Origin of the sequence: Aquimarina muelleri DSM 19832, from assembly GCF_000430665.1 — a bacterium.
GTDB classification, from domain to species: domain Bacteria; phylum Bacteroidota; class Bacteroidia; order Flavobacteriales; family Flavobacteriaceae; genus Aquimarina; species Aquimarina muelleri.
Genome location: NZ_AUML01000037.1, coordinates 49,789 through 59,974, shown reverse-complemented (window position 1 = coordinate 59,974; position 10,186 = coordinate 49,789). Strand labels below are relative to the sequence as shown.

Annotated in this window: 8 protein-coding genes; 1 reads left to right on the top strand and 7 read right to left on the bottom strand. The window is 34.1% G+C overall.

Annotation, left to right across the window (positions count from 1 at the left end; all coding sequences use genetic code 11):
- The first annotated feature begins 527 nt into the window (after window positions 1-527).
- Window positions 528-698, top strand: a complete 171-nt coding sequence (locus H527_RS24630) for a hypothetical protein (RefSeq protein ID WP_323054118.1) — start codon at window positions 528-530, stop codon at window positions 696-698.
- Between the two features lie 62 nt (window positions 699-760).
- On the opposite strand, the gene H527_RS0114890 is transcribed toward H527_RS24630, so the two are convergent.
- The 7 genes from H527_RS0114890 to accC all read right to left on the bottom strand — a co-directional run bounded on the left by H527_RS0114890 (window position 761) and on the right by accC (window position 10,172).
- On the bottom strand, window positions 761-2,527 hold the full coding sequence (locus H527_RS0114890) for an ATP-dependent nuclease (protein WP_027413441.1): 1,767 nt from the start codon (window positions 2,525-2,527) through the stop codon (window positions 761-763).
- Window positions 2,524-3,600 (bottom strand): HpaII family restriction endonuclease, encoded by a 1,077-nt coding sequence (locus H527_RS0114885; protein ID WP_027413440.1) that lies wholly within the window; start codon window positions 3,598-3,600, stop codon window positions 2,524-2,526. The genes H527_RS0114890 and H527_RS0114885 overlap by 4 nt, the downstream gene beginning before the upstream one ends.
- Window positions 3,597-4,862 carry a DNA cytosine methyltransferase gene (locus tag H527_RS0114880; protein WP_035088288.1) on the bottom strand — a complete coding sequence of 422 codons (1,266 nt, stop codon included), beginning with the start codon at window positions 4,860-4,862 and terminating at the stop codon, window positions 3,597-3,599. Before H527_RS0114880 ends, H527_RS0114885 begins: the two co-directional genes overlap by 4 nt.
- 375 nt (window positions 4,863-5,237) lie before the next feature.
- Window positions 5,238-5,594 carry a hypothetical protein gene (locus H527_RS0114875; protein WP_027413438.1) on the bottom strand — a complete coding sequence of 119 codons (357 nt, stop codon included), beginning with the start codon at window positions 5,592-5,594 and terminating at the stop codon, window positions 5,238-5,240.
- A gap of 499 nt (window positions 5,595-6,093) precedes the next feature.
- Window positions 6,094-6,798: a hypothetical protein gene (locus H527_RS22270; protein WP_035088295.1), complete on the bottom strand. Its 705-nt coding sequence runs from the start codon at window positions 6,796-6,798 to the stop codon at window positions 6,094-6,096.
- Window positions 6,799-7,182: 384 nt separating this feature from the next.
- Window positions 7,183-8,724: an acyl-CoA carboxylase subunit beta gene (locus H527_RS0114865; protein WP_027413437.1), complete on the bottom strand. Its 1,542-nt coding sequence runs from the start codon at window positions 8,722-8,724 to the stop codon at window positions 7,183-7,185.
- 5 nt (window positions 8,725-8,729) lie between these two features.
- The gene (gene accC, locus H527_RS0114860) at window positions 8,730-10,172 is read right to left on the bottom strand and encodes an acetyl-CoA carboxylase biotin carboxylase subunit (protein WP_027413436.1); all 1,443 of its coding nucleotides are present in this window, start codon (window positions 10,170-10,172) and stop codon (window positions 8,730-8,732) included.
- Window positions 10,173-10,186 lie beyond the last annotated feature (14 nt).

Sequence of the window (10,186 nt, the reverse complement as noted above, 5' to 3'; positions counted from 1 at the left end):
TTCTCGTTCTGTTCCCAAAACGAATAATTTTGCTTTAATCATTGGTTAATTTTTAGGTTTTAAAAGTTAGCCATTGTTTTAATTTAGTTGCTCCAATGGCTTAGAACGCCAACTATATGAATCGGAGCAATGCAAGTATGCCTTATCTAATCGATTTATCTGCGCATTTTTATTTCTTGTTTAATTTATAAAAACCTAATGCTATTGCAAAAGGGAATTATTTTTCGATTGGCACTAAACTTTTCTTTGATTTTATATATAATATGTGTGCCTAGCATGGGCATTTTTTATTTATCGAAGATAAATAATTCATCTAGAGGGTGCAAGTCTTTTATGGAGAGGGGGACTCCTTCGGTCTTGCTCAGGACAGTCTTATTGAATCATTAGTAAGTCACAAGCTGGTTTACTGTGAGGTATGCAGTGAATATTTCGATTGAGCCAGCTGAAGCAGGGAGGATAGAAAACGTAAGAATCGGATTCGATTAGGGATTACATATGGACAAGCCTATGCTTGGAGTCGAACCCGAATGGGAGGATGGGCAGTAGCTACCATTACCATATCCAGACTTAAAAGAAAAGGATACGTTCCTCCGCTATCTAATGATGGCAGAGCCATCTACACGATTACCCACTGGCTTTCTCCGTTCAGATTGGTTTCGAGCGTTGGAAGAGACATACTCTTTTACAGTTTGGGTTAAGTTTGGTTGGCGCGACTGGGAAAGTGTATGGCTCGTAGCCTTGGCTTTCTCCAACATTAAATTCAATTTTTCAATTGATTTATTAAATCCTTTATATATGTGTAACTTGAATCTTCTTTATTAATCCAATTTGCAACAAATTGAAGAATTGTAGATTCGTATTGAGTGTTTTCACCGTAACATTCACGACAAAAATTGAAAAGTAATTCTTTAGAGTTCGTTGATATATTTGTAATCGCTGAAATATCTTTTTCTGGTTGTATTAATTTAAGTAATTTTTTTGCAAATACTTCATCCCAGATGATGTCTTCAGGTATTGAAAGTGGTAGGTAAAAAACATTTCTATTATAAAATTCTAAGTATTTTTTTGCTAGACTATGAGTTTCTTTTTCTTTTAATTCTTTTGATTGATTCCCACCGTTTAAATAAAATTTCACATCGCAACCAGTTTGAGACTTTATTAGTGCTTTTAATTTTATACTGGTATCTTGTTGATTTAGCGGAATTGAGTTCAAATCAATTGGCATTTGAAGTTTCTTCTGGTCTCCATCAAATACCACATATGTATCATCAGTAAATTCCATAATAGTAGTAAGTCTTTGATTTATATCATCAGCACCACCAGAAAGATATTTTGTTTCAAAAATATCTTGTGTAGCTTTTCCCAATTTTTCAAGTGTCTTATCAATGACGATTTGGGCAATTTTATCCTCCACAAGAATATTTTTTTTATTGGTATTTTCTATTTCCAATTCGTGAAATGCCTCTTTGTAATTTCTGTCATTATCAATTACGAATTTACCACTACTACTTAGAGTGGAAAATACCTTAATTGAATCATTAGGCATATTCTCGATAAGAAAAGGTGAATGTGTGGAAATAACTACTTGATGTTTTTTCTTGATACATTGTTCTATTAAAAATGACATTAATCTTTTTTGAGCACCACTATGTAGAGATGTTTCTGGTTCATCTAATAATATTAAACTTTCTTTTTCAGCATTAAATATTTTATGGACAAGAATAACTATAGCTGTTTCACCACTTCCAGCAAATGCTTCTGAATAATTAATGTTTTTTTGCTTTAATCGAATTGAGGTTCCCCAATCTTTAAATAGGTTGTGTTCGATAATTTCAATAGTTTCAAATTCTTTTCTCAATATTTCAGAAACTATTTTAGTTTCAATTTTTGTTAAAACTACTTTTGGTTTATTTCTATTTGGACTATAGTAAGATATGATTTTATTAGTATCAAAAGCCTCTTTAAGTTTATTGGAATAGAAACGAAGAAAGTCTTGTTTGGTTTTATGCGTATTAGAACGAAATTTTAAAAAATGAAAGAATTTATCAAAAGCACTTAGTTCTGTTCTAAAATCAAGATAAACTACATCTTTTTCTATTGGGGAAAACCGTTGTGAGTTTAACATCCCGTAACGCTTAATTGGTTTAGCCGTTTCCCAATAATCTGGGTCATTATCTCGGTATATTCTTTGTTTTATTACCTCGTTAATTGAGCCATTGTCTTTATATCCATATATAAAGCAATTTCTATTTTTGTCAAATTCTTTAATTGGGTCTAACTCAGTTGTAAACCAATAATCTCCAAGGCTATATCCTTTTGGACAACCATAGAGAGATTGTAATGTTGAACTTTTACCTCCTCCATTTTTCCCTACTAGAAATGTAATGGGGAAATCAAATGTAATTTTAGAATCTGGTGCTAAGTTTCGAAAGAAAGGATACCTTATATACTCTATATACTTTTTATGAATATCATTGTCTTTTAATTGTTGAAGAGCATTTATATTTTTGACAATTTCATAAATCATACAAATCTTATTTGTAAGTTAAGCTTAAAGTATAATGTTCCATTTTCAACATATATTTTGCCAAATTCGTGACGTGAACTACTTGCTGTATCTAATTTCGTATTAGCAAATAGGTAATCTTCAAATTCATTTCTATTATAAATATGATAGCAAAGAACATCGCCATTTTGTTTTACTATTAAATAACCACCGGTTGCATCATACTTTCCGCTCCAAACTTTAGACGGCATCATACCAAGAGCAACATCTGTCAAGAATCGTTTTATTTTGTATTCGTAAAATTTATGCTCGTTTTCCATATCAAATTCCAAAGGATTTTTATCTGCTGTCAAACTTACCAAATCTGTTAAATGTGAGAATTCAGTCGAATAAAAATCAAAAATAATTTGTGAAAGTAATTGAGGTAAAAGGCTGTCTATTAAAACAAGATTATTTGAGAATATCTGTCTTTCCGTTTTTACAAACTCAAATTTTCCTCCTTTGTTTTGAATTTGAGAAATCCTGTCCATTATTTTACTTCTTGTATCAATAGTATTAATCTGGTCAATCTCATCCTCAGTTAAATGAGTAAAATCAATCTCATAAATAAAGTTTGTTGTTTTACCAGCATTTAGTAGAGTAGATGGACTACCTAATTGTGATTTTATGCTAAAACCTAATGTTGGTTGTTGATTCGTTCTTTGGTCGTGAACAACAATTGTAATATCAGTTTTTGCAGAAGAACTAGCTTTTAGTGAAATACAGTTTATTGATTGCATAAACATCTCAATTTCTGGAACGGAAAAAGTCCTTTCCTTATTTTTCTTGATTGCGTTTAAGAGAAAAAGAGCTTTGTCTTTAAATTCTGAAATTGGGATTTTCAAAACTTCTTCATTACCCGAAACTAAAATAATCTCATCTTGAATAGAATACTCAAAATTACCGTTGTTTTCGCTACGAAGTATTTTGATGATTGGATAAACTAAACCTTCTAACTTTTCAATGTCTTTGTTTCCAAGAAATAATTGTTTGTCGCCTAATAATTTAAAAAGGGCATAAATTTCGCTCCATTCTCCTTTATTTCCTGTTATCATTTGCAGCTAAGTTTTTCTATTATTTTTTCGGCAGTTGCTTGAATTGCTGGAACTGCAACTGAATTTCCGAATTGTTTGTATGCTTGTGCATCTGAAACTACTATTTTAAAATTATCTGGAAAGCCCTGTAATCTTGCCCATTCTCGAGGTGTCATTTTTCTAATTCCTTCTCGGTTTACTTTTCCAGAAATATTAGTTACAGGTTTGAAATTTGTTAACCTATCATCAAAAACTAAATTTCTTTCTCTTCCCATTCCTCCACAAACAACAGCATTTGCAGTTCCATCATTTGGTATTATTTCATAGCCAAATCCGTTTCCTTTACTTTCGTGCCTTGCTTTATGTTTTCTTAATGTGTCTATGTAAGTTGTTGAAAGATAATACTTAACTGAAACTTTATTTTGTTCTAAAACATCTTCTAAAACTCTTTCTTTATTGGTTGGTTTTGGATATTCAAAATCTTTGATACCAGTATCTTTGTGGAATCCAACTATAAAAATTCGCTCTCGATTTTGCGGAACACCAAATTCTTTGGCATTAATAATTTGAGGTTCTGGAACATAATAGTCTAAATCTTCTCGAAGTACATTTAAAATAGTTGCCAAAGTTTTTCCTTTGTCGTGATTTCTTAATCCTTTTACATTTTCGAGAAAAATTGCTTTTGGTTGTTTTTTCTTTATGATTTCTGCTACGTCAAAAAATAGCGTTCCTCTTGTATCTTCAAAACCTCCACGTCTCCCTGCAATCGAAAAGGCTTGACAAGGGAAACCTGCACAGAGCACATCAAAATTATCTGGAATATAATTTTTTGTTTCAGGTTTTGTTATATCTCCAAAAGGAATTTCTCCAAAATTGGCTTTATAAGTTTGTTTTGAATATTTGTCCCATTCGCTTGTGAAAACACATTTGCCTTTAAGATTTTGAAAAGCTAAACGAAATCCACCAATTCCTGCAAAAAGGTCAATAAATTTGAATTTCGGTTTTTCTGGTGCTGGAAAAGGAACAGATTTATTGAGGTCAAAAATCAAATATCGAAGAGCTTCTTCCGCTATTTGATTTGTGATTTTTTCTGTGGGATATTCTTTTTTAAGAATTTCTTTCACATAAGAAAGTGCATCTTTTTTGTAAAATTGAGAAACTCCATTCTTATGGTTATGTAAATAATGCGTAAAAGAAGCTGGTTTGGAATTGTCTGGGTCAACTACTTTTATTTCAAATAGTTGTCCGTCAATGTTTTCTATGTCAATTCTTTCTTTCATCATTATTTCTTGTTTAACCAAACAAGGTAATAAAGTTTATTATTCCGATTAGTTGATTTTAATATTTTTTATTCACAATTTTATTTGGGTGGCGGTGGGGAAGTGAAAGCTCTTTTGGTTTTTTTAGCGTTGGATTCGAGCTTCAGATAAAACCAAAAGTGCTTGAACGTGCGGTGGTTTTTTCGGCTTGCAGGTAACAATGTTATAATAGCAATTGCTATTACATTCCATGTATTTCTTACAAATCTAGCAGATTTTTAATGAACTTAAAATTATTTATAGCTTAGAAGTATATATATCGTTTTATAATAAAATACCAATAGGAAAAGGTGTTTTGTTGTGATAAATTAAAGGAGTAACTATTTTTATATTAATTTTTTATGGTAGCAAAGCTTTTAGGTCCCTTATTACACTAATATTATGTCTAAGACTGGCAAATAGTATAAATAGTATAATTATAGCAGCAATAAACCCTAGTAAAATTCCATTATTATTACTAGACATCTTTTTAGAAGTCTTTAAATAAGCTTTAGATAATTTTTTGGTATAATTAGACACTAAAGCAAAAGCAGGGGCAAAGATTAATACTACAATTAACATATCTATTAGTACTAAAATATATCCTTGTTGATCCACATGCTTTTTTACATACTTTATGATAAATTCATTAATTAGAGTAGCGCATAAAACAGCAACGGTATAGATTGCATATTTGGTAATTTTTCGATTATTCATAGCCAGGGTAACTATTGTTATTTAGTAGGATTAATTCTGGTGGCAAGTTAAAATCTTATAGGGTATTTTCAAAATGAATAGTAGCTTTGATAGGACTCTTTTATAGCTATAATCCTAGTAGATACATCTTTATTGGTGCTAAAAAACGTTTCCCGTAAGGGGTATACCTTGTCCCAGTACTAAAAAATGCTTCCCGTAAGTGGTATACCCTTTCCCAGCAGTAGGTTTACCCTTCCCGTAGGTGGCATACCCTTTCCCGGCAGTAGGATTACCTGTCCCGTAGGTGGTATGACCTGTCCCGGCAGGTTGGTATACAGTCCCGGCACTACTTTGATGTCTCCCTGCTGCCGGGACGAGTGTACATGCGGCAAGGAAGCAAATAAAGAGCGCCGGGAGTTGCTAAAGTATAGCTGTATAATACAATAATAACATCAGGAATGACTGTTATATACCCAGTACATCCCTAACCAGTATACTTTTTATATGTATAGTATTGTGGTTACTTTTTGTTGTACCTGCTGGTATATCCTCTATAGCGTACAGGATCTTTTTTAAACACATATTTACCTGCTTCTCGCACTTCGTCTGTAGCTTCTTTTAGATGTGCAAAAGCTTTGTCTCGTATTACTTTTGCTTTTGAGTTTTCTAGAGTAGCACCATTGGCTTTAGCAAGCATTTCTGCTAGACTATTCGATAATTCGGCAGCAATATTCAGATTTTTCATTTTAAATTTTGCGGCGATAAGCTCTTCGGTATTACTTTTTCCTAAAACGCTAAGATCACTAAGATCCTGTATCATATCTGCATCTCCGTTTCCGTTATAAATTTCTTTAACTCGCCCCAAAAGATCATTACGTTTTCTAAATGCATATCTAAAATCATCGAGTAAATCATCTCTAAGCTCATATGCTTTAGGAGATTCTTCTTTCCAGATTTTGTTAGCCTCTTCTTGACTATAGCGTTCTTTTACCCATAGTGATTGTGCATGGCGTAATGCTCCTGCCCGAACAGGGATATCTACAACAAATTGCTCCCAATCTAATCCAGAGTTTTTAAGCAGGGCATCTTTATCTGCATCTGCCCAGATATAAAGGTCTTCGGCTTCTTGTAATGCTGAGTCTACAGGCATATTAGGAGCTTTTACATCGTTTGTTGCTATGGCATCTAATACCATAAACTTGTGGTCATAATTTTGTTTTGACATACAATAAATAATTAAAAATTAATACTAGGTTTTGCCCATTTTACGGTATAAAGCAGGCATAAAAGACAACGAATCTCTATGGGATGTCGAGAAGTACGTGTGTCTTATAATAGAGTACAAGAATACTACATAGTAGTTTCATTTTTTAACACTACGGAAATTATTTTTGACTTTTATAGAAATAAAAAAGATCGCTAAGGCAAAATGGAGTTCTTTTGTAAGGCAGAAGAGGTGTGGGAGGAAGATAATCGAATAGAGTACAGGTTATTTGTAATACCATAATTGGCATAACCAGAGAGATAATAAAAAAACAGTTATAAACTTAAGTTTATAACTGTTTTTGGTAAAGTGTTTTTTAAGGAAACAACACTTGTGTTTATTTTTTTATAAAGGGATATTGCCGTGCTTTCTATCTGGTCGATTAACCGTTTTGTTTTCTAGCATACTAAATCCTTTAATTAGTTTTCTACGGGTATCTTTTGGTAAAATTACTTCGTCTATAAATCCACGTTGTGCTGCACGGTATGGGTTTGCAAATTTTTCGGCATATTCTGCTTCTTTTTCTGCTAGTTTGGCTTCGGGATCTGGTGCAGCTTGTATTTCTCTTCTAAAAATAATTTCGCTGGCTCCTTTGGCACCCATTACAGCAATCTCGGCAGATGGCCATGCAAAGTTAAGATCTGCGCCAATATGTTTAGAGTTCATTACATCATAAGCACCACCATAGGCTTTGCGAGTAATAACGGTTACCTTAGGTACTGTAGCTTCACTTAATGCGTATAATAGTTTGGCTCCGTGTACTATAATACCGTTCCACTCTTGATCGGTACCGGGTAAAAATCCTGGCACATCTACTAATACTAATAATGGGATATTAAAACAATCGCAGAAACGTGTAAATCGAGCTGCTTTTTTAGAGCTGTTTACATCTAATACTCCTGCTAAAAACTGTGGTTGATTGGCTACGATACCGATACTTCTTCCGCCCAGGCGGGCAAAACCTACAATAATGTTTTCGGCATAGTCTTTATGAATTTCATAAAAAGAATCGGTATCGATAATCCCGCCGATTACCTCGTGCATATCATACGGTTTATTAGGGTTATCGGGCACAATAGAGGATAAGGATTCTCTTACTTCATCCTGTAAGGTGTATTCTATTTTTTTAGGAAGCTCTTTATTGCTTTGTGGCAGGTAGCTTAGTAGTTTTTTAATATCCTCTAGACATTCTACATCATTGGCAGAGGTAATATGTGCTACTCCTGATTTTGTAGAGTGTGTACTGGCTCCTCCCAGCTCTTCAGAGGTAACTTCTTCATTCGTTACTGTTTTTACTACATTGGGACCGGTTACAAACATATAACTGGTTTCTTCTACCATCATTGTAAAATCCGTCATTGCAGGGGAGTAAACGGCACCACCGGCACAAGGTCCCATAATAGCAGAGATTTGCGGGATAACTCCGGATGCTTGCACGTTTTTATAAAAAATATCGGCATATCCACCCAGAGATCGAACTCCTTCTTGAATTCTTGCTCCACCAGAGTCATTAAGACCAATAATTGGCGCACCTACTTGCACAGCCATATCCATTACTTTACAAATTTTTTCGGCATGGGTTTCAGACAAAGCTCCTCCAAAAACGGTAAAGTCTTGTGCAAAAATGTAGATCAGTCTTCCGTTTACGGTACCATATCCAGTAACGACACCATCGCCATAATAAATTTCTTTATCCATGTTGAAATCTGTAGTACGGTGGGTTACCAAAATACCAATTTCTTCAAAAGATCCTTCGTCTAATAAATATTCTACTCGCTCTCGTGCGGTTAATTTTTTCTTTTGATGTTGTTTTTCTATACGTTTTTCTCCACCACCTAACTTTGCTTGCGCAATTTTATCTTGTAACGTTTTAATTTTTGATTCCATAATACTTATAGTGTTGGTATACGTAGGGTTTTTTGATCTTCGATGTATTGTTGTAAAGCTATTAATGCAGCTATTTTTGCTTCTTGTTGGGTTGCTGATTTCAGGATATCGGGAGTATAGTATTTTTTTACAAAATGGGTATCAAAATCTCCAGATCGAAATGCTTCATGTTCGCATACAAATTTACCAAATGGTAGTGTGGTTTGTACTCCTTCTACCACATAGTTGTCAATAGCCTGAATCATTAATTGTATGGCTTCTTCTCTGGTTTTTCCGTAGGTGATTAGTTTAGATAGCATGGGATCATAATAGATAGGAATATCCATACCTTGCTCAAACCCGTTATCTACTCTAATTCCTTTTCCTTCAGGAATGGTATAGGTGTCTAGGTGCCCTACACTTGGTAAAAAATCATTTATTGGATCTTCGGCATATACTCGCAGTTCTAAGGCATGCCCTTGTATATGCAAGTCTTTTTGTTGTATTGGTAGTTTTTCTCCTCTGGCAACTTTTATTTGTAGTTCTACCAAGTCGGTTCCTGTTATGAGTTCGGTAACAGGATGTTCTACTTGTAGTCTGGTATTCATTTCGAGAAAGTAGAAATTATGCTTTTCATCTAAAAGAAATTCTACGGTTCCTGCTCCCAGATAATCGCATGCTTTGGCTACTTTTACGGCTGCGTCTCCCATTTTGGTACGTAGTTCTGGGGTAAGGACAGCAGAGGGGGCTTCTTCTACTACTTTTTGGTGTCGTCGTTGTACACTGCATTCTCTTTCAAAAAGGTGTACTACATTGCCATGGCTATCTGCCATTACTTGTATTTCTATATGTCTGGGGGATGCTACATATTTTTCAATAAATACAGATCCGTCTCCAAATGCTGAAGTAGCTTCGCTAATGGCACGATTCATTTGGGACTCTAGATCTTTTTCTTCATCTACCACCCGCATTCCTTTTCCGCCACCTCCTGCAGAGGCTTTGATTAAAATAGGGTATCCTATTTTTGTGGCAATAGATTTTGCTTTGGCAACATCGGTAATGGCTTCATCAATACCAGGAACCATAGGGATATCATAGGCTTTAACAGCTTCTTTTGCTGCTAATTTGCTACCCATTACTTTTATGGCTTTGGATTTTGGGCCAATAAAAATGATGTTGTTTTTTTCTACTTCTTCTGCAAAGTCAGCATTTTCACTTAAAAAACCATATCCCGGGTGTATGGCATCTACCTGTAATTGTTTGGCAATTTTAATGATTTTAGATCCTAATAAGTAGGATTGATTAGAAGGTGCTTCGCCTACACATACGGCTTCATCAGCAAATCTTACATGTGGCGCATTTCTATCTACGGTAGAGTAAATAGCAACGGTTTTGATTCCCATTTTACGAGCAGTAGTCATTACTCGAATTGCTATTTCACCTCTGTTAGCAACTAATATTTTTTTCATCTGTTTGTTTTTTG

Bases quoted from the DNA above. Each gene is read 5' to 3' on its own strand.
- H527_RS24630 (WP_323054118.1), top strand. From the start codon at position 528: ATGGGAGGATGGGCAGTAGCTACCATTACCATATCCAGACTTAAAAGA.
- H527_RS0114890 (WP_027413441.1), bottom strand. From the start codon at position 2,527: ATGATTTATGAAATTGTCAAAAATATAAATGCTCTTCAACAATTAAAA.
- H527_RS0114885 (WP_027413440.1), bottom strand. From the start codon at position 3,600: ATGATAACAGGAAATAAAGGAGAATGGAGCGAAATTTATGCCCTTTTT.
- H527_RS0114880 (WP_035088288.1), bottom strand. From the start codon at position 4,862: ATGATGAAAGAAAGAATTGACATAGAAAACATTGACGGACAACTATTT.
- H527_RS0114875 (WP_027413438.1), bottom strand. From the start codon at position 5,594: ATGAATAATCGAAAAATTACCAAATATGCAATCTATACCGTTGCTGTT.
- H527_RS22270 (WP_035088295.1), bottom strand. From the start codon at position 6,798: ATGTCAAAACAAAATTATGACCACAAGTTTATGGTATTAGATGCCATA.
- H527_RS0114865 (WP_027413437.1), bottom strand. From the start codon at position 8,724: ATGGAATCAAAAATTAAAACGTTACAAGATAAAATTGCGCAAGCAAAG.
- accC (WP_027413436.1), bottom strand. From the start codon at position 10,172: ATGAAAAAAATATTAGTTGCTAACAGAGGTGAAATAGCAATTCGAGTA.